Consider the following 24005-nt stretch of genomic DNA (forward strand, 5'->3'; position numbering starts at 1 on the left):
GCAAGACGTCGATGGCCGACATCGCGCGCGCGGCGGGCATCTCGCGTGCGGCGCTCTACCTGAGCTTTGGCAGCAAGGAGGAATTGTTTCGGGCGGGATCGGAGCGGGCGCACGCCAGGACGATGCGCGACGTCGAGGCCGCCCTCGCTGGTCACGGCGACGTTTTCGACCGGATCGAGTCGGCGATTGCGGCGTTCCAGCGCGATCTGGTCGTGCCGTTCGCCGGCAGCGCAGATGCGGCGGAGTTGTTCGATACCAACATGGCGCTCGCCAAGGACATCACGCTGGCGGCCCGCGCTCGGTTGGTGGCGCTGCTTGCGCGCGCGCTCGCCGATGCGCAGGCAACGGGTGCGATCACCCTGGATGGTGCGAAGGCCACGCCGTCGGACCTAGCCGGCATCATCGTCGCGGCGATGGAAGGCATCAAGGAGGCCCAGACCGCGGGTCAGAATCTCCTTGATGATACGCGGCTGTTCCTACGCCTGCTGCGTCAGGCCCTGACCCGAAATCTGCCGGCCGGCTGACGCTCCCGGCCAACGGCTATCGTTTGAGAAACCTGTCCGGCGGGATCGTCACCGTCATTTCCCGCGGCTTCGGATTGACGAAGTTTGCCAGCGCGAAGACCACGCCATAGACGATGCCGGCGATCACGGCGACGGCCGTCAGGAAGCGGAACAGGCTGGGCATCGTTCTGGGGTCTCTAGGGGTCTTGTATCGGGCTTGGCGGGCAAATTAACCAATGAAATCATCCAACATGTTCGCCGTTTCGTGGCAAGAGTCCTCTGGCGAGGGCCCCCCTGGGGTCGTATAGGTGGCCAAAGCATGCCGCCTTTGGCGGCATCGTGCGAGATCCATTCGAGCGAGACAATGTCCGACGCCGCGTTGCCGATACCAGCCTCGCCCGAAGCCGACATCCTGTCGGCGCTGGGCGCGCGCTCGATCGTGCTCGTCGGCATGATGGGCGTGGGCAAATCCACCATCGGCCGTCGCATGGCTCTCAGGCTCAAGCTGCCGTTCGTCGATGCCGATACTGAGATCGAGACGTCGGCCCAGATGACCATCCCGGAGATCTTCGAGCGCCACGGCGAGTTGTATTTCCGTGACGGCGAGGCGCGGGTGATCGCGCGGCTGCTCGACGGCGGGCCGGTGGTGCTGGCGACCGGCGGCGGCGCCTTCATGCGCGAGGAGACGCGCGCGCGCATCGCCGCGAAAGCGGTCTCGATCTGGCTCAAGGCCGACCACGACGTCATCATGCGCCGCGTGCGGCGCCGTGCCGATCGCCCGCTGCTGCAGACCGCCGATCCCGAAGGAACCGTGACGCGCCTCCTCACCGAGCGCGAGCCGGTCTATGGCCATGCCGACCTCACCATCGCCTCGCGCGACGTGCCGCACGACAGAATCGTCGAGGAGTGCATCGAGGCGCTGCGCGCACATCTGTGCGGCGAACGGGCCGCCCAGCCACCTGCCGACGTTGCGAGTGCCATACGATGACTGCGCCGTTGAAACATTCTGATCCTGTCACTGTCGAGGTCGCGCTGGAGAATCGCGCCTATGACATTGTCATCGGCCGCGGCGTGCTGGCCTCGCTCGGCGAGCGCGTCGCAGCCTTACGGCCCGGCGTGCGCACTGCGATCGTGACCGATCGCACCGTGGCAAAGCATTGGCTCGAGCCCGCTGAAGCCTCGCTCGCGGCGAGCGGCATCCCGACCTCGCGCATCGTCGTCGAGGAAGGCGAGATTTCCAAGACCTATGCCGGCCTGGAGAAGGTCAGCGAAGCCCTGATCGCCGCGAAGATCGAGCGCAACGATCTCGTCATCGCGCTCGGCGGCGGCGTTGTCGGCGATCTCGCCGGCTTTGCCGCCGCCATCCTGCGCCGCGGCGTCGACTTCGTGCAGGTGCCGACCTCTCTGCTGGCGCAGGTCGATTCATCCGTCGGCGGCAAGACCGGCATCAACTCGCCGCAAGGCAAGAACCTGCTGGGCGCCTTCCACCAGCCGGTGCTGGTGATCGCCGACACCGCCGTGCTCGACACGCTGTCGCCGCGGCAGTTCCGTGCCGGCTATGCCGAGGTCGCCAAATACGGCGTGCTCGGCGACGAGGCCTTCTTCACCTGGCTGGAGAAGAACCATGCCGACATCTTCAAGGGCGGCTCGGCGCGCGAGCACGCGATCGCGACCTCCTGCCGCGCCAAGGCCGGCGTCGTCTCGCGCGACGAGCGCGAGACCGGCGAGCGCGCGCTGCTCAATCTCGGCCACACTTTCGGTCACGCCCTGGAAGCGGCGACCGGCTTCTCCGACCGCCTGTTCCATGGCGAGGGCGTTGCGATCGGCATGACGCTGGCGGCGCAGTTCTCGGCCAGGCTCGGCATGATCGGCGAGGCCGATGCGGCACGTGTCGAGCGGCATCTGATCGAAGCCGGCCTGCCGACACGCTTGCAGGACATCGCAGGGTTCGCGCAGGAAGGGCTCGCCGATGCCGACGCGCTGATGGCCTTGATGGCGCAGGACAAGAAGGTCAAGCGCGGCAAGCTCACTTTCATCCTGCTGGAAGCCGTGGGCCGCGCCGTGATCGCCAAGGATGTCGAGCCAACGCTGGTGCGCGATTTCCTGAAGGCGAAGTTGTCGCAGTGATGGCAGGACCGTCCGGATCGGTCGCTCGCGAAGCGGCGCGGAAGGCCGAGGCGGTCACGAGGCAAACATGAGTTCGATCTCGATCAATCTGCTGCTTGCGGCGCTCCTGCTCGCCGCCAATGCATTTTACGTGGCCGCGGAATTCGCGCTGGTGAAGAGCCGGGGCTTCCGCGTCAAGGCCATGGTCGAGCAGAACCGCTTCGGCGCGCGCCTGCTGCAAAGGATGATGGGCAACATCGAGGCCTATCTGGCCTGCTGCCAGCTCGGCATCACCATGGCCTCGCTCGGGCTCGGCTGGATCGGTGAGCCCACCGTTGCCGCGCTGCTGAGCCCGGTCCTCCATCCGCTCGGATTGTCGGAGGCAACGCTGCACTTCACCTCGTTCGTGGCGGGCTTTCTGGTCTTCTCCTCGCTGCACATCATCATCGGCGAACAGGTGCCGAAGACGCTTGCGATCCGGGAGCCGATGCCCGTGTCGCAATGGATTGCGTATCCGCTTCACGTTTCCTACCTCGTGTTCTATCCGCTGAGCTGGTGTCTCAACACGGCGTCGGGCGCGATCCTGCGTCTGATCGGGGTCCAGGAGTTCTCGCAGCACGAGATCCTGACGGATTCCGAGATCGAAGGCCTGGTCGAGGAATCGGCCGTGCACGGCAAGATCGAGAGCGGCGAGGCCGAATACATTCACAACGTCTTTCGCCTCGGCGAGCTGACGGTGTCCGACGTGATGGTTCACCGCACCGCCATGGTGATGATCAATGCGGATCTGCCGCCCGAGGAGCTGGTACGGGAGGTGCTGGCCACCGAATACACCCGCATTCCGCTGTGGCGCGACAAGTCGGAGAACATCATCGGCATTCTGCACGCCAAGGATCTGCTGCGGGCGATCCGTGCGTCGGAAGGCGATACCTCGCGCATCGACGTCACCACCATCATGCTGCCGCCCTGGTTCGTGCCGGAAATGCGGCCGATATCCCAGCAGCTCAAGGCGTTCCGCCGACGCAAGACCCATTTCGCCCTCGTCGTCGACGAATATGGCGAGGTTGAAGGCTTGGTGACGCTGGAAGACATTCTGGAGGAAATCGTCGGCGATATCTCCGACGAGCATGACGTGGTCGTCGCCGGCGTGCGCCGCCAGCCGGACGGCTCGGTCGTGGTGGACGGCTCGGTGCCGATCCGCGACCTCAACCGCGTCATGGACTGGCATCTGCCCGATGAGGAGGCAACCACGGTCGCCGGCCTCGTCATCCACGAGGCGCGCTCGATCCCCGATCGCGGCCAGAGCTTCACCTTCCACGGCTTCCGCTTTCGCGTCCTCCGCCGCGAGCGCAACCGCATCACCGCGCTCCGTATTTCACCGGTGCCGCGCGATGCGGAGCTGGAAGAGGCAAAGCCGAGGCGCGCCGGGACGTCGTTCTAGATCCTCAGGGTGAGGAGGCGCGTCAGCGCCGTCTCGGGCGCGCTCCTCGGGATGAGAGGAAAGGGCGTAATTCGCCGCACGAATTAGGAGCCTTCCCCCGGCGCCTTTGCCTGAATCGCCAGCGCATGCACGCCGCCGACGAGTTCCGCGGCCAGCGCCGAATTTATCATGCGATGGCGGTCGACCCGGCTCTTCCCTTTGAAGGCGGCAGACACGATATACACCCGGAAGTGCGTCTCGCCGCTCGGCCGATGGCCGGCGTGACCCTCATGCAAATGTGACTCGTCGACGACTTGCAGGCTTTCCGGCGTGAAAGCTTCCTGCAACTTGTTGCTGATAGTGTCGCGCATAGCCATGTTGTGCCATTCGGGTGTAGAGATCACGCCCCGTTATTTGCCGGGTTTGTCGCTAATTGCAATGTCAAGACTTGAAGGTTTTTGCATTGCGTAGTCAAAGTCAGCCATGCCGATCGATTCATCAAAGTTCTTCGACTCCATCCGCGTCAAGCCGCGCGGCAAGCAGCCGGAAGTGAAGCCGCGCGACACCGCGGTCGGCTGCGAATGGGCCGGATGCCAGAACAAGGGCGCGCATCGTGCGCCGAAGGGCCGCGAGAACCAGCGCGAGTACTGGCACTTCTGCCTGAACCATGTGCGCGAGTACAACCAGAACTACAATTTCTTCTCGGGCATGAACGCCGACGCCGTGGCGCGCTACCAGAAGGATGCACTGACCGGCCACCGCCCGACCTGGAAGATGGGCGCCAATGGCGGCGTCAAGAAGGGCGCGGAAGCCGAGATCGATGGTGCCTTCGATCCATTCAGCATGTTCCAGGAGCTCAACGGTCGCACCGGCTGGCGCAAGGGCCCCGAAGCGGAGCCCAAGGCCGAGACGCGCAAGGTGATGAACGCCGAGCGCAAGGCGCTCCAGGTCATGGGCCTCGGCCCCAGTGCGACGCTCGCCGACGTCAAGAGCAAGTACAAGGCGCTGGTGAAGCAGCACCACCCCGACGCCAATGGTGGCGACCGCTCCACCGAGGACCGCCTGATCGAAATCATCAAGGCGTATAATTATCTGAAGACGGTGGTGCGGGAGGCGTAAAGCCTACGCCTCGGGGAAGGACATTTCGCAAACCAGTCCTTCCGGCCTCCACTGCCGGCTGACGCGTCCCCGCAAGGTCCGGATGATGCCGTCGACCGCGCCGATGCCGAAGCCCTTGCGCTTGGGCGGCTCGTTGACACGAGGACCGCCGCTCTCCGACCAGCGCAGCACGAGGGGCTCTGCGTCAGTGGTCTCCCAGTGGATGTTCAGCCTGCCAGACGGCGTCGACAGCGCTCCGTATTTGGCTGCGTTGGTCGCCAGCTCGTGTACGGCAACCGCGATCGATTGGGCGAGCGTGGCCGGCAGACGGATATCGTCACCCGCGATGCGGACGCGTTCGCCGTCTCCGCTCGTGTAGGGCCGCATTTCCTCTTCGACGATCGTCTTCAGGCTCGCACCGGTCCAGCGCGACGCCGAGAACAGCCTCTGCACGTTGGCAAGCGCGCTGAGCCGGCCTTGAAACGCGGCCTGGAATTCCGCGGCGGTCTCGGCCTTGGTCAGCCGCAGCATCGCCTGGGTCACCGCGAGCAGATTGTTCGAACGATGGTCGACCTCGTAGGCGAGCAGCATCATCCGCTCTTCGGCTTGCTTGCGAGCCGTAATGTCGACCAGCATGTTCACCGCGCCAACCAGCTCACCGCGTTCGTCGCGCAGCGGCGTCGGATAGGGCATGAAGCAGATCCGGGAGCCGTCCGGCCGTTCGGCCACAGCCTCCACGTCGCGCACCGCCCGGTTCTCCTTCAGCGCGATGGCCATGGGGCACTCGTCGTGGGGAAGCGGCGTGCCGTCAGGCAGATAGAGCCTCCATGTCACGCACCACATCTCGCCGATCTTCGGCGTGCGTCCGGCAAAATCGATGCAGGCTTGATTGAAGAAAGTGATGCGGCCTTCCGCGTCGGTCGTGTAGATCGCGGCGGGCAGCGCCTGGAGCAAGTCCCGGAATCGCCTTTCGGAATCCGCGTTGGCAGCGTTCCTGCTCGCTGCCTGCCTCGCGATCTCGCCGATCCTGGCCTCGTCAGATTGTCCAAGCAAGTCCAGCATTGCATTCCTCGACGGGCCAGATCATGCAATTCGCTGCAGGCGAATACGTTCCATGTGCCAGTCGGGGGCGTGGAGTTCCTCCTACGATTACTTCTTCCTTCTTCCCTTGTGGAAGGAAGCGCGGAGCGCCGGATGAGGGATTGCTTCCGCAAACGCGAGTCGGTGTGCGCGGAGAGATACCCCTCACCCCAGTAAGGCCTTGTCTGCAAGCGAAGATGCCCTCTCCCGCGAGGGGAGAGGACACAGTAACCGCTTCCCTCCTACTGCTTGGTCACGCCTCCGGCATCGCCCCCACATATGACGAGCTGGGCCTGATCAATCGTCCGGTCCGCTGCTGCTCGCGCGCATGCGCGGTCCATCCCGCGGCGCGCGCCATCGCGAAGACCGGCGTGAACGCCTGGCGCGGGATCGCCAGCGCGTCGAGCAGGATCGCCGTGAAGAACTCGACATTGGTCTCCAGCGGCCGTTCCGGATTCTTCTTGCGCAGCGCGCTGCGGATATAGGCTTCGACCTCGCCGGCAAAGGGCAGGTCGGCGCCGTCTGCCGACAGCCGCTCGATCGCGGCCTTGAGCACGTCGGCGCGCGGGTCGCGCACGCGATAGACGCGATGGCCAAAGCCCATCAGCCGCTCGCCGCGCGCCAGTGCGGCATCCACCCATGGCTGGATGCGCTCGCGCGAGCCGATCGCGTCCAGCATCTCCAGCACCGGCTCCGGCGCGCCGCCATGCAGCGGGCCGGTCAGTGCGCAATAGCCGGCGGTGACGGCGGCAAACAGATCGGCCTGCGTCGAGGCCACCACGCGGGTGGTGAAGGTCGAGGCGTTCATGCCGTGATCGCACACCGTGACGAAATAGGCATCGAGCGCCGCGACCTCGCGCGGCTCCGGCGCGGTGCCACGCAACATCTGCAACGTGTCGGCGGCATGGCTCGCATTCGGATCGGGCACGACCGGCTCCAGCCCCTTGGCGCGCCGGACCAGTGCACCTGCGATCACCGGAAACGCTCCGACGATCGTCGCCTCGTGCTCCAGCCCGTTCTCCGCGCGAAGCCCCGCGACCGCCGCGCGAAACCCGTCGACGATGCTCATGCCGCGCGTCGCCGGCAGCAGGTCCGGCAGACGGGCGTAGGCGCGCTCGCGCGCCGCGCCGAGGCTTGCCCGCACGTTGGCTTCGCTCAGGCCGGTCTTGCCGGCGCCGTTCCAGAGCCGGGCGGTGACGCCCTCGAAGCTCGACTGGCTCGCCAGGCGGCCGACATGCTCCCCGGCAATGATCAGCTCGCCGCGCTCGCCGTCGACATGGCTCAGCACGGTCTCGGCCGCGGGAACGCCGTCCAGCCCGATCTGGCTCTTGGTGAGGTGGATATTCATGGCCCAATCTCCTGTTCAAGGAGGGATATGGTCAGGCCTCTCGACATATTGATCAATCTTGATTACATCAATCAATATGAAAAATTCGGCGCTCTATCTGTCTGCCCAGGAGGCCGCGGCCGAGCTCGCGATCTCGCCGGCCACGCTCTACGCCTATGTCAGCCGGGGCCTGATCCGCTCCGAGCCGACGCCGGACTCGCGGAAGAACCGCTACCGTGCCGAGGATGTCCGCGCGCTCAAGGAGCGCCGCGTGCCGTCCCCGGAGCCGCGGGGCTTACGCAGCTTCGACGCCGATCTGCCTGTGATGGACACGGAGATCTCGACCATCACCGAGGAGGGCGCGATCTATCGCGGCGTCAACTGCGTCGATCTCTCCGAGAACGGCACGCTGGAACACGCGGCGACGCTGCTGTGGGACGTCTCCGGGGTCGATCCGTTCGATCCGGACAATCAACCGGAGATATCCGAGGAGATGCGCGCGATCGGGCAAGCCGCACGCCGGGCGGCGCCGATCGACCGCGCCATCGCCGTGCTGGCGCTGGCCGCGAGCGCCGATCCCCGCGCCTTCACCCGCGCGCCCGATGGCCGCGCGCTGGTCGGCGCGCGCATCGTTCGCCTGCTGGTGGCGACCATGCTCAATGCCGAGCCCTCGGCCGCGCCGCTGCATGAGGACATTGCGAAGGCGTGGGCGGCGGACAACAAGCACGCGCCCGACCTGATCCGCCGCGCCCTCGTTCTGCTCGCCGATCACGAGCTGAACGCCTCCACCTTCACCGCGCGCTGCGCGGCCTCGACCGGACTAAACCTGTACGACGCGGTGATCGCAGGTCTTGCGGCGTTGAAAGGGCCGCAGCATGGCGGTGCCGGCGTGCTGGCCTCGCAGCTCGTCAAGACACTGGTCGATCGCGACGTCGCCCCGATGGTGCGCGAGCGCGTCGCGCTCGGCGAGCGCTTTGCCGGCTTCGGCCATGGCGTCTACAAGCGCGGCGATCCTCGCGCGCAATCGCTGCTCAATGCGCTTTCGCGCGCCGGCGCGCCGCGCAAATTCACCCGCGAGGTGCCGGAGCGCATCGCGGAGGCGACCGGCGAATTCGTCAACATCGACTATGCGCTCGCCGTGCTCGTGCACGCTTTGCGCCTGCCCGCCGGCAGCGAGCTCGCTCTGTTCGCGATGGCCCGCAGCGTCGGCTGGATCGCGCACGCCAGCGAGCAATTACAGTTCGGCAAGCTGATCAGGCCGCGGGCAAGGTATGTGGGACCGGCTCCGGGGCGGAGGGCCGGGATCGCGGAATCCAGAGCCTAAAGCATGATCCGGGAAGAGTGCGAAGCGACTTTCGCGCTTAAGAACTCGCTCTGGCTCCTGTCAGCCGAGACTTCCCGCAAAGCGTTCGGCCAGCCTGTCTTTCCTGAATGCCTCCGCGACCCAGTCCACAAAGGCTCTCGTCTTGGCGGGCACGAGCTTGCGCGAGGCATGGTAGATCGAGATCGCGCCGGCGTCGCAATACCAACGCGGCACCAGGCGCACGAGCGATCCATCTTCGAGCGCGGGGAGGATATCGGCGGTGGCGAGCATGGCAACGCCGAGGCCGAGCATTGCGGCCTCGCGCATCGCAGCGGGATCGTTGACCACAATGGACTCCGACAATGGGGCATGAACTTCCCGCCCCGAAACATCACGCATCGACCAGTGCCGGACGCGCCCCGTCTGCAGCGAGCGCATGACGATGCCATCAAGTGCGGCCAATTCGTCCGGCCTGGTCGGCGACGTTCGCCGGGACATGTAGGCTGGAGACGCCACGGCGATGATGTGCGCCGGCGCAAGCGTCCGGCTGACAAGACCAGGCAACAATTCAAACCCGCCTCCGATAGCGGCGTCGTAACCTTCGCCGACCAGATCGACCTGGCGGTTCTCGAAGTGCCATTCGGGGCGAACGCGCGGATAGCGCGCCAAGAAGCCGGGGAGCAGCGGCAGGATATGAGCTGTGCCGAATGTCGGCGGCAGGCTTACCTTGAGAACGCCCGCCGGCTCCGCCTTTCCCGTCGATATTCCGGCGATCGCTGCCTGGAGCCCCTCGAGATTGCCGCCGATCGCCGCGCGAAACGTCTCCCCGGCCTCGGTCAGCGTCAGCTTCCGCGTCGAGCGATGAAACAGACGGACACCGAGATTGCGTTCCAGCATGGCGACGTTGCGGCTGACGGCTGCCGGAGTGAGCAGGAGACGCCGGCCGGCCTCCGAAAAGCTGCCGCATTCAGCGCTGCGAATGAAGGACTCGAGGTTGGCCAGTGTTTCCATGTGCTCATTTACAAATGATCGTTGAAAATCTTACGAGCAATCTCCTCCTAATCAAGGGGCAATGTTTGGGTCATCTCTACACCCACGATCAGATCGTCTGATCCCCAAACACTTCGGAGTATTTCCATGTCCACCATCGGCATCATCGGCGCGGGCAATATCGGCCGCGCCATCGCGCAGACGCTGGCGCGCAACGGCATCGCGGTGACCCTGTCCAACAGCCGCGGCCCGGAAAGCCTGGCCGCGACCGTGGCCGAGATCGGTCCGCTCGTGACCGCCGGCACCCGCGAGGAGGCAGCTGCCAAGGATATCGTGTTCGTCGCGGTCAACTGGTCGAAGCTGCCCGATGCGCTTGCCGGGTTGCCGCCGTTTGGCGGCCGGATCGTCGTCGACGCCAACAATCCGATCGAGGCGCCGTTGTTCAAGCCGGCTGAACTCGGCGGCCGCGCCTCGTCAGAGGTCTTTGCCGATCTGGTGCCGGGTGCGCGGGTGGTGAAGGCATTCAACCATCTCCTGGCGCAGCTCCTCGCAACCGACCCGGCAAGCGACGGCGGCAAGCGCGTGCTGTTCTACTCGGGAGACGATGCTGATGCGAAGGCGGCTGTCGGCGCGCTGATCGATCGGCTCGGATTCTCTGGCATCGATCTTGGCTCGCTCGCGATCGGCGCCAGGTTGACCCAGTTTCCTGGCGGTCCGCTTCCGGCGCTGAACCTGGTCAAGTTCGGCTGATGTTCGGAAACGTTCACCAACGAAATGAGATGACGAGAGGCTGCAAGATGACAACCGACACTATCGATTTCGACCATATTCTCCGGTCGAACCTGGAGCGCGTGTTCAACGAGCGGGACGAGGACAAGCGGCGAGCCGCCGTCGCGGACTTGTTCGTTGACGAACCAACCATGTACGAGCCGACGAACATCATCCGGGGGCAGTCGGAGATATCGCGCGTCGCCGGAGATCTTCTCAAGCAGTTCGGCCCGACATTCAGGTTCGTGCCCGATGGCGTCGCGGTCGGACATCATGGCTTGGCGCGCCTGGCCTGGCAGGCCGGCCCCGAGCATGGACCCGTCGCAGTGACGGGGGCCGACGTGGCCCTGATCGAAGGCGGTAAGATCTCGCAGCTGTGGGTGTTGCTCAACCCGCAGTGAAAGAAGGTTGTTGCCGACCTAGGCCCGTAGCCCCGCCGCCGCGATCGCGTTGCCGTGCCGATGGCGGATGTCTCGTCCGTCCAGCGCTCGGTCAGCGCAGTTCGCCGCGACGGGGCGAAGCGCTTAATTGCTTTCCGTGCCGTTGACCTCCGGGCACGCTCACGGCGTCTCAATCGCCTCCGGAGCCATTCGTGTCGCAAGCCGCCCGCCCTAGCCGAAGCCACGCCTCTCGCACCTCCGCCGAACTCACTTCGGTGATTGCAACCGCCTATGAGCGCATCGAACGCGACCGGCACCGCAACTGCTGGATCCATGTGAGGCCGATGCGGGAGGCGCTTGCGGAAGCCGAAGCCCTTGCACGACGTAGCGCCAAAGGCGAAGTCCTGCCGCTGCTCGGTGTGCCTTTCGGGGTGAAGGACAACATCGACGTGGCCGGCATGCCGACGACGGCGGCCTGTCCCTCATTCGCCCATGTTGCGGAGCGATCCGCCCGGTGCGTCGAGCGCCTGGTCGCAGCGGGCGCGATCTGCCTCGGCAAGACCAATCTGGATCAGTTCGCCACCGGACTCTCCGGCGCGCGGTCACCGTATGGCGCCTGTCCGAGCGCCGCTGACGGTCGCTATGTCTCCGGCGGGTCGAGCTCGGGTTCGGCTGTCGCCGTCGCCTCCGGCCATATTGCCTTCTCACTCGGAACCGACACCGGCGGCTCGGGCCGGATACCGGCAGGTTTCAATGGCATCGTCGGAATCAAGCCGACCGTCGGGTTTGTCTCGTCCCGCGGGCTCCTTCCGAACTGCCCGACGCTGGATTGCCCATCGATCTTCTGCAATTCCGCCGCCGAGGGCGAGGTGCTGCTGGGGCTCGTCGAGGGCTTCGACGAAGAAGACCCCTACAGCCGCCACGCGCCGGCCCTTGTGTCGACTTTTCCCCGCGAATTCCGCTTCGGACGTATCCCGACGCGTCAGCTGAATTCATTCGGCATGCCCGAATGCGACGCTCTCTACGAACGGGCATGCGAGAGGCTCGCGGGGTTGGGCGGCCAGGCCGTCGAGATCGACTTCACCCCTTTCGCCGAGGCCGGCGAAATGCTGTTTTCGGGGCCCTGGATCGCTGAACGCCACGCGGCGATCAGCACCCTCATCGATATCGATCATGGTGGATTGCTGGAGGTTACGCGTAATGTGCTGCATTCGGCGTCGCACTTCGCCGCGACAGATGCATTCGCGGCGCAACACCGCCTCCTGAAGCTGCGGCGGCAGGTCCAGTCATTGTTCGCGCAGATGGATGCCCTGGTGGTGCCCACCGCACCGCGCCCCTTCACGATTGCCGACATGCTGGAAGACCCCGTCACGCTCAACAGCCGTCTGGGCTACTACTCCTATTTTGCCAACCTTCTGGACTTGTGCGCGGTGGCGCTTCCCAATGCCACGCTGCCAACCGGCATGCCGATGGGCATTACCCTGCTGGCGGCCCCATGGCACGACCATGCCCTGCTGGACTTTGCCGCGAGATGGCAGCCGGACGACGGCGCCGCCCTCTTCGATCTGAAAGTCTATCAACCTGACGCCGAATCGGGAGCTTCGCCCGATCTCGTCGCGCTCTAGACGAGTTCGAGATCGAGCGCGCGCAAATTCAGGATGACGATCAGCCCTCGGTCGTAGCGGATGACGCCTTTCGCCTGCATGCGCGAAAGCTGCACCGTTACCCATTGCCGTGTGGCTCCGATCAGGTTGGCGAGATCGCCGTGGGTGAACGGAATGCCGATCACGATCTCGCGGCCCTGCGGCGTTCCGTAGATTTTCGAGAGAAAGATGAGCAGACGCTGCAACCGCTCGGTGACTGACCGCGTGCCGAGCATCTGCGCCATGGCCGAGTAGCACCTTGCCTTGAACGCCAGCGCATCAAGAAGCGCAACCGCGATGGTGGCCGACTGGAGCGCAAGGTCGCGCAGCGCGGGACCAGGCAGGAACAGGAGCCTGCTGCGCTCGATTGCAACCGAAGACCACATATGCGCCCCGGCCCCGAAGAGATCCGGCCCGCCGACGAAATTGCCGGCAAACCAGTAGGCGAGCGTCACCTCACGACCGGAGGGTGCTGCATAATAGCTGCGGATTCGGCCCGACTCGATCAGATAGATGCCACTCTGCGTGTCGCCCTGGCGCCAGACATGCTTGCCGGTTTCCAGAACCTCCCGACGACCAATGGCAAGGATGCGACGCCGGTCCGCCTCGTTCAAGGGATCGAGCAAACCCGGCAACGAACTGACCAGAGTATCCGACTCGGCCAGCATCACCCCGGCCGTGGTCCTGAGACTTGTCGCTGACATCTGTCCGCTCCCTGGTAGCTGGAGCAGAACTATTCAAGAGCCATGCCAGCCCCATCGGCTAGATCACCGCTTCCATTTGCGCGAATGCCTTGCGGCCTTCGGTCCGGATCAGATCGAGGCAATCCCGCTTGAGGGCGAGATAGGCGGGGTCGGTCAGGATCGCGCTGGAGCGCGGGCGCGGGAGACCCACGGAAAGATCCCGCAGGATACGGCCGGGGCCGGCGCTCATGATCAGCACCCGATCGGACAGGAGAATGGCTTCGTCGATATCGTGCGTGACAAAGACGATCGTGGCGTTGATCCGGTCGCGAAGTTCGAGAAGGTTGTCTTGCATCACCGCGCGGGTCTGCGCGTCCAGAGCGCCGAACGGCTCGTCCATGAGCAGCACGCGCGGCTGGTTCGCGAGGGCGCGCGCAATCGCCACCCGCTGCTGCATGCCGCCTGAAAGCGTATGCGGATAGGCGCTCGCGAATTTCGTCAGCCCGATCATTTCGATCAGATCGTCGGCGATCCGCAGCGCTTCCGCCTTGGACTTGCCGAGCGCGCGTGGGCCGTGAGCGATGTTACGGCGCACCGATTTCCACGGAAAGAGATGCGGCTGCTGGAAGACCATCCCGACATCCGGCCGGCGTCCCAGCATCGGCCCGCCAGCCACCATCACCCGGCCTTCAAACGGCCGCTCGAGGCCTGCCATCGCATTCAAAAGCGTAGACTTGCCGCAGCCCGACGGGCCCACGAGCGAGACGAATTCGCCCGACATGACGTCCAGGGACACCCGGTCCACCGCAATGACCTGGCCGCGGGGCGCAGCGAAGACGATGCTCAAATCCTCGATGCGGATGGTCGGTTGAGGTGTTGCCGCCGAAGGCGCGGGCGGAGCATCGACGAGTCGGAGCGGCTGGGCCGGACGGAGCGAGTTGTGCATCATCGCCACCATACCGCCCGTTCCGACATCGCCGCGAAGGAACGATCGGCCACGAAAGAGAGCAGCCCGAGCGCCGCCAGCCCTCCCATCACCTGTCCGGTCTGCATGTTCTGTTGCGCGATCTCGATCCGGTAGACGATGCCTGAAAACGCGCCCGCCAGCTCAGCGGCCACGAGGGTGTAAAAGGAGATGCTCACCGCGGTGCGCAGACCGACGACGATGTAGGGAAGCGCGCCCAACAGGACGATCTCCCCCAACATCTGTCGACGTGGCGTACCGAGCATCAGCGCGGCGCGAATGAGGCCGCGATCGACCTTCTGAACGCCGATATGGGTCGCGAGCCACACGGTGAAGAACACGCCCCAGACGACCAGAAACAGTTTGCCGGTCTCGGACAACCCGAACCAGAGGATTACGATGGGCACAAAAGCGATTGGAGGAATCGGGCGAAGAATATGGAACAGTGGGGAGAGCAAGCTCGAGATCAGCCGGAATTCGCCCGTGAGGATGCCGAGCACGATCCCGGCGGCGGCACCAATCGCAAATCCCGCAGTGACGCGGAAGAGGCTCGCTGAAACGTCGCCGAAAAACTGTCCGCTGTGAATCCAGTCGAGGAGGGCGACAGCGACCGTCGAAGGCGGCGGAAACAGCACCGCGTTGACGATGTGCGATCGTGCGACCAGTTCCCATAGGCAGACAAAGGCCGGCACGGAGAGCGCGCCGACCAGCACGCTCAGGCGTCGCTCCGCGTTCGCGCGGTGGCGTCCGTCGGTGCTCATGGATTGGCCGACAGCGTTACGCGTGCGCCATCAAGCGCCTTCAGCGGCCCCGTCGCAATGATCTTCGCGAAATCGGGCATTCCCGCACCGGGCGGATGATTGCCGGTCTCGAGCCGCCAGGCCGCGTGCGTCTTCAGCGTATCGAGCAACTTGTCGTCGAGGCGCACGTGATAGACGTAGTCCGACCAGATCGCCGCAAGCTCGTCGCGCTTCATGCCCGACGCTGTGGCGACAATGTCGATCGCTTCATTCGGATGAGCCTTGACCCAGCCCTCGGCTTCAATGAGGGCCGCCAGGAATTTGCTGACGATCGCCGGGTTTGCCTCCAGATATGGCCGCGTCACGACGATGTTGAAGGTCTCCGAATAGATTCCCTTGGTGTCGAGCAGGACGGCACCCTCGCCGAGAGCCTTCTTTGCATTCGCGACATGCGGCTCCCAGGTGTCGAACGCATCGATGCTCCCCGCCGCCAGGGCTGCAAGCATCTCCTGCGGACGAAGATTGACCAGCGTAACGTCCTTGGAGGTGAGTCCCGCCGCCTTCAACAGAGAAGCGGTGTAGACCTCGCTACCGGTTCCGGCCGTGAACCCGATTCGTTTGCCGCGCAGATCGGCTTTCGTCCTGATGGCGGCGGACGCCGCCGTCATCGTCTTCAGATCGGAATATTCCATGCCGGCGACGAAGGCGATCGGTTGCTGGGCCATTGCGGCCGCCGTGACCGGAGCCTCGGCGGTCGTCGCGATATCCGCTCCGCCACCCATCACCGTGTCGAGGCACTGCTTTCCGCTCGTGAAATTCGAGACGGAGATATCGAGTCCCTGCTTGGCGAACAGGCCGTTCGCCTTGGCGACGATCGCCAGGCCCGAAATCGGCGCGAGATTCTGCGCAAGCCGTGCCTTCAGCATATCTTCGGCTTTGGCCCCGGAGCCGGGGGTGAGGACGGCCGCATATGCCGAGATCGCAAGTAGAGCCAGGTGGAGAGCTGTTTTCGCGCGCATGCAACGAGCCCCTATCGTGTCGGCGGCCGCAATGGCCGGCCTGTGATGGGACGAGGGTCATGCGAAGGCGAGGGGTCGTGAAGCAATTAATCGACAACGGGGCCGGCCAACCTGTTTTTTGCGCACGCGGATGCACAGCGGACTGCAATTTGAGCAGCAGGGAGCCCGGTCGGCTCGCCTCTTGTGCTGCGCCAGCCCGGCTCGTTCAGGCCCGCGGCTTCGCCGCTGCGATCCCGTTGCCATTCCGCCGCCGGATCATCCAGACCGCTGCGCCCGCAACGATCGCCACCGCGACAACGGCGAGGATCCAGATGTGCTTGCCGATATGCTCATGGTGGGGGAGCCCGGCATATTCATGCAGCGCCGACACCGCCAGCACGCCCGGCAGCACATGGGCCGGCGCCCAGACCAGGATCGCCGGGATGTTCACCGCGTAGAACTTTGCCGGCGCCATGCCGAGCGCGCCTGCGGTCACCGGCACGAAGGCGCGGATCGGGGGCACGAAGCGGGCGAAGAACACGGCCCAGGTGCCGAAACGGTGGAAGAAGCTTTCGCTCTGCTCGACCACGCGCGGATAGTTGGTCAGCGGCCAGGTGGTGAGGATCTCGCGCTGCCGCCGGTGCCCGATCCAATAGGCCGAGCCGTCTCCGAGCACGGCGCCAAGCGCAGCGGCGAGCAGCACCCATGGCAGCGCGAGCTCGCCCCCCGGAACCAGGGCGCTGAGCGCCAGGATGATGGTCGAGCCGGGGATCACCGAGCCCACCACCGGCACGGCTTCCAGCAGCGCAGCCAGGAACAGGGTCAGATAGCCCAGCCACGGATGGGCCGAGACGAAGGCGATGAGGGGATCGAGGAAGGATGTCACGTCGTCTTTCGTATCGGCGATGGACCTTGGGATGACCCTACCCAGTTAAGGGCGGGCGGTGAAAGTGCCATTCGCGTAGGCAAGCCGCCGGTCGCGCTCGAAATTCGAGCGTGATTCGCAAGGCAGCCCTCCAAAAACTGCGTTCCTCACCTATCTAAATGAAAACACAATGGAACTTTGATTGGTGGGCGGGCTTCTGCCGGCCACTGGTCTCTGATAGGTTGATTTTCAGCACCCAGCCGCAGCCAACGTGCGAATAACCGGTTTCGGGACCGCCCGGGACCTCGGAGGATTGATGACGACCGCCGCTCTGTCCAAAGTTGAGGAAGTTTCCGGTCTGCCCGACATGAAGGTGTCGGTGCGGCAGGTGTTCGGGATCGACAGCGATCTCGAAGTCCCCGCCTATTCCGAAGTCGATCCTCATGTACCCGAAGTCGATTCCGATTACCGCTTCGACCGCGCCACCACGCTCGCCATTCTCGCCGGCTTCGCCCGCAACCGCCGCGTGATGGTGACCGGCTATCACGGCACCGGCAAATCCACCCATATCGAGCAGGTCGCGGCCCGCCTGAACTGGCCCTGCGTGCGCGTCAACCTCGACAGCCACATCAGCCGTATCGACCTCGTCGGCAAGGATTCTATCGTGGTCCGCGACGGCAAGCAGGTCACCGAATTCCGCGACGGCATCCTGCCCTGGGCGCTGCAGAACAACGTCGCGCTGGTGTTCGACGAATACGACGCCGGCCGCCCCGACGTGATGTTCGTGATCCAGCGCGTGCTGGAAGTCTCCGGCCGCCTGACCCTGCTCGACCAGAACAAGGTGATCAAGCCGCACCCGGCGTTCCGGCTGTTCGCCACGGCGAACACGGTCGGCCTCGGCGACACGTCGGGCCTCTATCACGGCACCCAGCAGATCAACCAGGGCCAGATGGACCGCTGGTCGATCGTCACCACGCTGAACTATCTCAGCCATGACGAGGAGGTGGAGATCGTGCTGGCCAAGGCCAAGCACTATCGCACCACCGAGGGCCGCGACATCGTCAACAAGATGGTGCGCCTCGCCGATCTCACCCGTAACGCCTTCGCCAACGGCGACCTGTCGACGGTGATGAGCCCGCGCACGGTGATCACCTGGGCGGAGAACGCCGACATCTTCGGCGATATCGGCTTTGCGTTCCGCGTCACCTTCCTCAACAAATGCGACGAGCTCGAGCGTCCCCTGGTCGCCGAGTTCTACCAGCGCTGCTTCAACGCCGAGCTGCCGGAATCGGCGGTCAACGTGGCGCTGAGCTGATTTCTCCCGGGGTGTCGTCCCGGCTCTCACCGGGACGACGGATCAAGGTGACATGACCACCTCCAACTCCAAATTCCGCAATACCAAGGAAGCGCCGACCGAGCCGTTCAAGCGCTCGGTCGCCTCCTGCCTGAAGGCGATCGCCAAGTCGCCGGAGCTCGACGTCTCCTTCGCCGCCGAGCGGCCCGGCCTTGCGCCGGGCAAGGCGCGGCTGCCGGAGCCGGCGCGCAAGATGACCAAGCGCGATGCCGCGATCGTGCGCGGCCATGCCGATTCCATCGCGCTCAAGATCGCCTGTCACGACGCCAAGCTGCATCGCAAGCTGATGCCGGGCAATCCGCAGGCGCGCGGCGTGTTCGAGGCGGTGGAGCAGGCCAGGGTCGAGGCGATCGGCGCGCGCCGCATGGCCGGCGTTGCGAAGAACCTCACCGCGATGCTGGACGACCATTTCCATCGCGGCAAGTTCGATGAGATCACCGACCGCGCCGACGCGCCCCTGGCCGACGCGCTGGCGATGCTGGTGCGCGAGCGCCTCACCGGCATGGCGCCGCCGACCGCCGCGAAGAAGATGGTCGATCTCTGGCGTCCGATTCTCGAAGACAAGATCGGCAAGCGGCTCGACCGGCTCGATACGCTGGTCGAGGACCAGACCCGGTTCGGCGATGCCGTGCACGACCTCTTGACCGCGCTCGAGCTCGGCGACGAGCGGAGCGCCGACAGCGAGGACGACGAGGACAACGACGAGAACCAGGACGGCGACAACGACCAGTCCGGCGCCGAAGGCTCGCCCGATTCCGACGCCGCCCAGGAGATGAGTGCCGACCAGGCGCAGGCGACGTCCGAGGAGATGAGCGAGAGCGCGATGGAAAGCGCGCAGGCCTCGACCTCCGACACGTTCGACGACGGCGAGCTCGGCGACGACGAGACGCCGGGCGAGGCGACGCGTCCGAACTCGCACGGCAAGAACGAGCCGCGCGGGCCGGAATATCATGCCTTCGCGCCGAAATTCGACGAAATCATCGCCGCCGAGGATCTCTGCGACCATGACGAGCTGGAGCGCCTGCGCGCCTATCTCGACAAGCAGCTCGCGCATCTGCAGGGCATCGTCGCCCGGCTCGCCAACCGCCTGCAGCGCCGCCTGATGGCGCAGCAGAACCGCGCCTGGGAGTTCGATCTCGAAGAGGGCATCCTCGATCCCGCGCGTCTGTCGCGCGTCGTCACCGATCCCTATCACCCGCTGTCCTTCATGCACGAGAAGGAGGCGACGTTCCGCGACACCGTGGTGACGCTGCTGCTCGACAATTCCGGCTCGATGCGCGGACGGCCCATCACGGTCGCCGCCACCTGCGCCGACATTCTCGCGCGCACGCTGGAGCGTTGCGGCGTCAAGGTCGAGATCCTGGGCTTCACCACGCGCGCCTGGAAGGGCGGGCAATCGCGCGAGGCGTGGCTTGCCGCCGGCAAGCCGGCCAATCCCGGCCGCCTCAACGATCTCCGCCACATCATCTACAAATCGGCGGATGCGCCGTGGCGCCGCGCGCGAAAGAATCTCGGGCTGATGATGCGCGAGGGTCTCCTGAAGGAGAACATCGACGGCGAGGCGCTGGACTGGGCGCACAAGCGACTGTTGGGTCGGCCCGAGCAGCGCAAGATCCTGATGATGATCTCGGACGGTGCGCCGGTCGACGATTCCACGCTGTCGGTCAATCCCGGCAACTATCTCGAGCGGCATCTGCGCCACATCATCGAGGAGATCGAGACCCGCTCGCCGGTCGAGCTGATCGCGATCGGCATCGGCCATGACGTGACGCGCTATTACCGCCGCGCGGTGACGATCGTGGACGCCGAAGAGCTCGGCGGCGCCATCACCGAAAAGCTCGCCGAGCTCTTCAGCGAGACCAACACCGCACCCACGCAAGCGGCCGGTCGCCCGCGACGCAAATTGCATTCGTGAGCACGCATCCATCCCGCCGCAGCTTTCTCAGATACGCAGCGGCGGGATTTTCCACTCTCGCAGCCTCTCGCTTGGCGCAGGCGCAAGCCGTCGCCGAGCCGCCGCCGCGCGCGCTTCAGATCGAGAACGCCGTCACGGCGCCCGTCAGCATCGAGGTCAACGCGCGCGCCATTCCCAATTTCGAGCCGCGTGACCGCACGCGCTCGCGGTTCGGCTCGCTGGACTATCGCAGCGGCCTGGTGCTGACCTCGCCATTTCGCGGCTTCGGCGGATTGTCCGGTATCCGGCTGGATGCCAGGGGCGAGCGCTTCCTCGCGGTCTCCGACCAGGGCGGCTGGTTCACCGGCCGCATCCGGTATTCCGGCCGCAACATGGCCGGCCTCGACGACGTCGAGGCTGCGCCGCTGCTGGGCGCGGAGGGGCGGCCGATCACGGAAAAGCGCCTGTGGTGGGATTCGGAAGCGATCACGCGCGACGGCAATGTCGTCTATGTCGGGCTCGAGCGCGTCAACCAGATCCTGCGCTATGATTTTTCCAAAGGCGGCACGGCTGCGCGCGGCGAGGTGATGCCGGTGCCGGCGGGCGTGCGCAAGCTGCCCTCCAACAAGGGGCTGGAGGCGCTGGTCGTCGTGCCAAAGGGCAAAGACCAGAACATGCCGCTCGCGGGCACCTTGATCGCCTTCTCCGAGCGCGGGCTGGACGCCGACGGCAATCTCACGGCGTTCCTGATCGGCGGGCCCACGCCCGGCCAGTTCAGCGTGCGCCGCATCGAGAAATACGACATCAGCGATGCGGTGCTGCTGGCTAGCGGCGAGCTCCTGATCCTCGAGCGCAAATTCTCCTGGTTCACCGGCGTCAACATCCGCATCCGCTCGATCCCGCTGAAGTCGATCACGCCGGGCGCGCTGGCCGACGGCCCCGTGCTGTTCCTCGCCGATCTCGGCCACGAGATCGACAACATGGAAGGCATCGACGCCCACGTCACGCCGGACGGCGAAACCGTGCTGACGCTGATCTCCGACGACAATTTCTCGATGCTGCAGCGGACCCTGCTGCTTCAGTTCACGCTGGCGGAGTAGCCACCACTGTCGTCCCGGGGCGCGACGACGTCGCCCCAATCTCTCCTGTCGTCCCTGCGCACGCGGGGACCCATACCGCGTGATCTATCGATCGTGAAAGGTCAGCGTAACGACTAATCTTCGCCAAACTCCTTCCTGTGGTCATGGGTCCCTGCGTTCGCAGGGACGACAGCCGATGTGCCGCGCGATCCCCTGCCCATCCGGCGCGCAATGCATCCCACCGCTATCCCCCATTCCCGTTGCGCGCCTAGCAATCCGCGCATCCCTCACTACACTTCCGTCATTGCCCCTCTCATCCCCCCGGAACTCCCCGCATGTCCGTCCTGTTTTCCCCGATCAAGCTGCGCGGCCTGACGCTGTCGAACCGCCTCGTGGTGTCGCCGATGTGCCAGTATTCGGCCGACGACGGCGTCGCCACCGACTGGCACTTCACCCACATCAACAATCTCAGCCTGTCGGGCGCGGCGATGTTCTGCATCGAGGCGACCCATGTCGAGGCGATCGGCCGCATCACGCCGGGCTGTCTCGGGCTCTACAGCGATGCGTGCGAGGCCGCGCTGAAGCCGATCCTCAATTCGGTGCGCCGCTATTCCTCCACCGCGATCGCGATGCAACTGGCCCATGCCGGCCGCAAGGCTTCGAGCGCGCGGCCCTGGGACGGCGGCCAGCTGATCCCGGTCGAGCAGGGCGGCTGGCAGACGGTCGGCCCGTCGGCGGTGCCGCACAAGGAGGGCGAGGCCGCTCCGCTCGCGCTCGATGCCGCGGGCCTCAAGCGCATCCGCGAGGCCTTCGTCGACAGCGCCAGGCGCGCCGCGCGGCTCGGCATCGACGCCATCGAGGTCCATGGCGCACACGGCTATCTCCTCCATCAATTTCTGTCGCCGATCTCCAACAAGCGCACCGACGAATATGGCGGCAGCCTCGAGAACCGCATGCGCTTCCCGCTCGAAGTGTTCGATGCCGTGCGCGCGGCTTTCCCGGATGACAGGCCCGTGGGCATGCGGGTGTCGTCGACCGACTGGGTCGAGGGCGGCTGGGATCTGGCGCAGACCATCGAATTCGCCAGGGCGCTCAAGGCGCGCGGCGTCGACTGGATCGATGCCTCCTCCGGCGGCGTCTCGCCGCTGCAGAAGATCCCGCTCGGCCCCGGCTATCAGGTGCAGTTCGCAGACGCGATCCGCCGCGAGACCGGCTTGCCCACCATCGCCGTCGGCCTCATCACCGAAGGCAAGCAGGCCGAGGAGATCGTCGCATCAGGGAAGGCCGACATGGTCGCGCTCGCCCGCGGCATGCTCTACGACCCGCGCTGGGCCTGGCACGCCGCCGCCGAGCTCGGCGGCGAAGTCGAAGCCCCGCCGCAATATTGGCGCTCGCAGCCGTCCACGCAAAAGGCGCTGTTCGGCAAGACCACCTTCGGGGCGAGGTGAGGGCGCCGCGTCGCTCGCACTGCGCGTATAGCGCGATGCGGGCGCCGCAAACTCCGTCATTGCGAGGAGCCCTTGCGACGCAGCAATCCAGAGTCCCTCCGCCGAGACATCCCTGGATTGCTTCGCTGCGCTCGCAATGACGGTTTTGGCAGGTGTGCCCCATAGCCACCACTTCCCCCCTCCGCCTCCGTAAACGTCCCCAGCTTCCACCCTGCGCAAAACTGGCCTAACCTCTGTCTCCCCAATTCCTCACGAGGCCCGCCATGCGTTTTGGTGCTCGCAAAACCGCTCACATCTTCGAGCGCGTCGGCCTTGCGATGGCGGGCGCGGCGTGCGGGCTGTTCGTCGGCGCTTATGTGGGATCGGCGATCCCGCAACTCACCACGCAGGGCTTCCTGCTGCTGATGATGCTGCTCGGCTTCGTCGGCTTCTATCTCGGCATCGACACGCCGCAATTGCCGTTCGACGATGCGCACAGCCAGATCGACGCCGCCGAATTGATGAGCTCCGCCGGCACGCTCTGCGCCACGCTCACCGCCTTCATCTCCGTCCTCGTCATCGTGCTCCGGCTCGATCCGCATGTGAGCTGGACCTGGCTCGTCTTCTTCCTCTGGATCGCCGGCGTCACCATGCAGATCGTCGCGGGCGCGAAGGCCAGGATGCGGAAGTAGGGACTGCGAGTGGTCCGGGAGATATCGCCGCGAGCACAGTGCGTTCCCTCCCCCCTTGCGGGGGAGGGCTAGGGAGAGGGGTAGCCACACGGCGTGCTCTATCGAACGAGGCGAGACTTTGTTGTCGCTTCTCGCTCATGACGAGCACCATTTGCTGGGCCACCCCTCTCCCCAACCCTCCCCCGCAAGGGGGGGAGGGAGCCGGGTGGCGTGCGTGGCGCCACCTTTGCCGAGCAGCGAGAAAATCGCTCTCTCAGAATACCACGCCCACCCGCGTGCCGCGCTTCCACGCGATGCGGCAGCGCTTCTTGGTGTTGACGTGCAACAGCTCGAAACGATCGGGGATGCTCACCTGGCCACCGAGATCGACGCAGGCCCCGCCCGGCGAATAGTCGATCAGCGTGCAGTTGATGGCCGGGGCGCGCGCGTCGGTGATGATCTTGGCCTGGCGGGACACCAGCCCCGCCGGTTTCACGCGGGCATATTTGCGCGGATACATTGGCACTCTCCTCCAATGCCGCAGGGACCGCGGCGGATGATCTGTCCCAATCATGGGCAGCAGATCATGCGATCCGGCTAAAGCGCGCCGAAGAATTTTAATGAAAAGTAGCGGCGAAGGAGAAAAGCGGCGGTAGCATGCCACCCTCCCCTGGAGGGGGAGGGTCGATTCACAGCGAGCGTAGCGAGATGT

General features: G+C 65.4%; 25 protein-coding genes. 14 read left to right on the forward strand and 11 right to left on the reverse strand.

Annotation, left to right across the window (positions count from 1 at the left end; genetic code table 11):
- Positions 1-11 precede the first annotated feature (11 nt).
- A complete protein-coding gene (locus RX330_RS03055; RefSeq protein ID WP_317242033.1) occupies positions 12-524 on the forward strand; it encodes a TetR/AcrR family transcriptional regulator in 513 nt (170 codons plus the stop codon).
- A 16-nt stretch (positions 525-540) separates the two neighbouring features.
- Here RX330_RS03055 and RX330_RS03060 read toward each other — a convergent pair whose 3' ends face one another.
- Positions 541-687, reverse strand: a complete 147-nt coding sequence (locus tag RX330_RS03060) for a histidine kinase (protein ID WP_212079544.1) — start codon at positions 685-687, stop codon at positions 541-543.
- Between the two features lie 180 nt (positions 688-867).
- Here RX330_RS03060 and RX330_RS03065 point away from each other — a divergent pair, with 180 nt between their 5' ends.
- From RX330_RS03065 to RX330_RS03075, 3 genes are all read left to right on the forward strand, one after another.
- A complete protein-coding gene (locus tag RX330_RS03065) occupies positions 868-1491 on the forward strand; it encodes a shikimate kinase (RefSeq protein WP_212079545.1) in 624 nt (207 codons plus the stop codon).
- Entirely contained in the window at positions 1488-2630 is a 1143-nt protein-coding gene (gene aroB, locus RX330_RS03070; protein ID WP_317242034.1) for a 3-dehydroquinate synthase, read from the forward strand. The genes RX330_RS03065 and aroB overlap by 4 nt, the downstream gene beginning before the upstream one ends.
- A 67-nt stretch (positions 2631-2697) precedes the next feature.
- On the forward strand, positions 2698-4050 hold the full coding sequence (locus tag RX330_RS03075) for a hemolysin family protein (RefSeq protein WP_212079547.1): 1353 nt from the start codon (positions 2698-2700) through the stop codon (positions 4048-4050).
- Positions 4051-4133: 83 nt separating this feature from the next.
- On the opposite strand, the gene RX330_RS03080 is transcribed toward RX330_RS03075, so the two are convergent.
- Positions 4134-4406 carry a BolA family protein gene (locus tag RX330_RS03080; protein ID WP_317242035.1) on the reverse strand — a complete coding sequence of 91 codons (273 nt, stop codon included), beginning with the start codon at positions 4404-4406 and terminating at the stop codon, positions 4134-4136.
- A 106-nt stretch (positions 4407-4512) separates the two neighbouring features.
- Between RX330_RS03080 and RX330_RS03085 the strand changes: the two genes are divergently transcribed.
- Positions 4513-5148: a J domain-containing protein gene (locus RX330_RS03085; RefSeq protein WP_212079549.1), complete on the forward strand. Its 636-nt coding sequence runs from the start codon at positions 4513-4515 to the stop codon at positions 5146-5148.
- Between the two features lie 3 nt (positions 5149-5151).
- Here RX330_RS03085 and RX330_RS03090 read toward each other — a convergent pair whose 3' ends face one another.
- Positions 5152-6189: a sensor histidine kinase gene (locus RX330_RS03090; protein ID WP_212079550.1), complete on the reverse strand. Its 1038-nt coding sequence runs from the start codon at positions 6187-6189 to the stop codon at positions 5152-5154.
- Between the two features lie 271 nt (positions 6190-6460).
- Positions 6461-7555, reverse strand: coding sequence for a citrate synthase/methylcitrate synthase (locus tag RX330_RS03095; protein WP_317242036.1), 1095 nt, complete (start codon positions 7553-7555; stop codon positions 6461-6463).
- Between the two features lie 76 nt (positions 7556-7631).
- Here RX330_RS03095 and RX330_RS03100 point away from each other — a divergent pair, with 76 nt between their 5' ends.
- Positions 7632-8858, forward strand: coding sequence for a citrate/2-methylcitrate synthase (locus RX330_RS03100; RefSeq protein ID WP_212079552.1), 1227 nt, complete (start codon positions 7632-7634; stop codon positions 8856-8858).
- A gap of 60 nt (positions 8859-8918) precedes the next feature.
- On the opposite strand, the gene RX330_RS03105 is transcribed toward RX330_RS03100, so the two are convergent.
- A complete protein-coding gene (locus RX330_RS03105; protein WP_317242037.1) occupies positions 8919-9848 on the reverse strand; it encodes a LysR family transcriptional regulator in 930 nt (309 codons plus the stop codon).
- 126 nt (positions 9849-9974) lie between these two features.
- Here RX330_RS03105 and RX330_RS03110 point away from each other — a divergent pair, with 126 nt between their 5' ends.
- The 3 genes from RX330_RS03110 to atzF all read left to right on the forward strand — a co-directional run bounded on the left by RX330_RS03110 (position 9975) and on the right by atzF (position 12600).
- Complete coding sequence (locus RX330_RS03110; protein ID WP_212079554.1) at positions 9975-10577, forward strand: NADPH-dependent F420 reductase; 603 nt, start codon at positions 9975-9977, stop codon at positions 10575-10577.
- 47 nt (positions 10578-10624) lie between these two features.
- On the forward strand, positions 10625-10996 hold the full coding sequence (locus tag RX330_RS03115; RefSeq protein WP_317242038.1) for a nuclear transport factor 2 family protein: 372 nt from the start codon (positions 10625-10627) through the stop codon (positions 10994-10996).
- A 191-nt stretch (positions 10997-11187) separates the two neighbouring features.
- A complete protein-coding gene (gene atzF / locus RX330_RS03120) occupies positions 11188-12600 on the forward strand; it encodes an allophanate hydrolase (protein WP_317242039.1) in 1413 nt (470 codons plus the stop codon).
- Here the strand turns inward: atzF and RX330_RS03125 are convergent.
- From RX330_RS03125 to RX330_RS03145, 5 genes are all read right to left on the reverse strand, one after another.
- Positions 12597-13322 (reverse strand): Crp/Fnr family transcriptional regulator, encoded by a 726-nt coding sequence (locus RX330_RS03125; RefSeq protein ID WP_317242040.1) that lies wholly within the window; start codon positions 13320-13322, stop codon positions 12597-12599. The two genes, atzF and RX330_RS03125, sit on opposite strands and share 4 nt — an antisense overlap.
- Before the next feature lie 58 nt (positions 13323-13380).
- Complete coding sequence (locus RX330_RS03130; protein WP_317242041.1) at positions 13381-14259, reverse strand: ABC transporter ATP-binding protein; 879 nt, start codon at positions 14257-14259, stop codon at positions 13381-13383.
- The gene (locus tag RX330_RS03135) at positions 14247-15026 is read right to left on the reverse strand and encodes an ABC transporter permease (protein WP_317242042.1); all 780 of its coding nucleotides are present in this window, start codon (positions 15024-15026) and stop codon (positions 14247-14249) included. The genes RX330_RS03130 and RX330_RS03135 overlap by 13 nt, the downstream gene beginning before the upstream one ends.
- Positions 15023-16024, reverse strand: coding sequence for an NrtA/SsuA/CpmA family ABC transporter substrate-binding protein (locus tag RX330_RS03140; RefSeq protein WP_317242043.1), 1002 nt, complete (start codon positions 16022-16024; stop codon positions 15023-15025). Before RX330_RS03140 ends, RX330_RS03135 begins: the two co-directional genes overlap by 4 nt.
- A gap of 205 nt (positions 16025-16229) precedes the next feature.
- Positions 16230-16889 carry a DedA family protein gene (locus RX330_RS03145; protein WP_317242044.1) on the reverse strand — a complete coding sequence of 220 codons (660 nt, stop codon included), beginning with the start codon at positions 16887-16889 and terminating at the stop codon, positions 16230-16232.
- Positions 16890-17184: 295 nt separating this feature from the next.
- Here RX330_RS03145 and cobS point away from each other — a divergent pair, with 295 nt between their 5' ends.
- The 5 genes from cobS (at position 17185) to RX330_RS03170 (ending at position 23314) form a co-directional block, all read left to right on the forward strand.
- Positions 17185-18183, forward strand: coding sequence for a cobaltochelatase subunit CobS (gene cobS / locus RX330_RS03150; RefSeq protein WP_212079562.1), 999 nt, complete (start codon positions 17185-17187; stop codon positions 18181-18183).
- Positions 18184-18235: 52 nt separating this feature from the next.
- Complete coding sequence (gene cobT / locus RX330_RS03155) at positions 18236-20137, forward strand: cobaltochelatase subunit CobT (RefSeq protein ID WP_317242045.1); 1902 nt, start codon at positions 18236-18238, stop codon at positions 20135-20137.
- A complete protein-coding gene (locus RX330_RS03160; protein ID WP_317242046.1) occupies positions 20134-21216 on the forward strand; it encodes an esterase-like activity of phytase family protein in 1083 nt (360 codons plus the stop codon). The genes cobT and RX330_RS03160 overlap by 4 nt, the downstream gene beginning before the upstream one ends.
- Positions 21217-21530: 314 nt before the next feature.
- Positions 21531-22643 (forward strand): NADH:flavin oxidoreductase/NADH oxidase, encoded by a 1113-nt coding sequence (locus RX330_RS03165; RefSeq protein ID WP_317242047.1) that lies wholly within the window; start codon positions 21531-21533, stop codon positions 22641-22643.
- Positions 22644-22906: 263 nt separating this feature from the next.
- On the forward strand, positions 22907-23314 hold the full coding sequence (locus RX330_RS03170) for a hypothetical protein (protein WP_212079566.1): 408 nt from the start codon (positions 22907-22909) through the stop codon (positions 23312-23314).
- A 253-nt stretch (positions 23315-23567) separates the two neighbouring features.
- On the opposite strand, the gene RX330_RS03175 is transcribed toward RX330_RS03170, so the two are convergent.
- On the reverse strand, positions 23568-23813 hold the full coding sequence (locus tag RX330_RS03175; protein ID WP_212079567.1) for a PilZ domain-containing protein: 246 nt from the start codon (positions 23811-23813) through the stop codon (positions 23568-23570).
- Positions 23814-24005: the final 192 nt, after the last annotated feature.

The sequence above is a fragment of the Bradyrhizobium sp. NDS-1 genome (genome assembly GCF_032918005.1).
Taxonomy (GTDB): domain Bacteria; phylum Pseudomonadota; class Alphaproteobacteria; order Rhizobiales; family Xanthobacteraceae; genus Bradyrhizobium; species Bradyrhizobium tunisiense.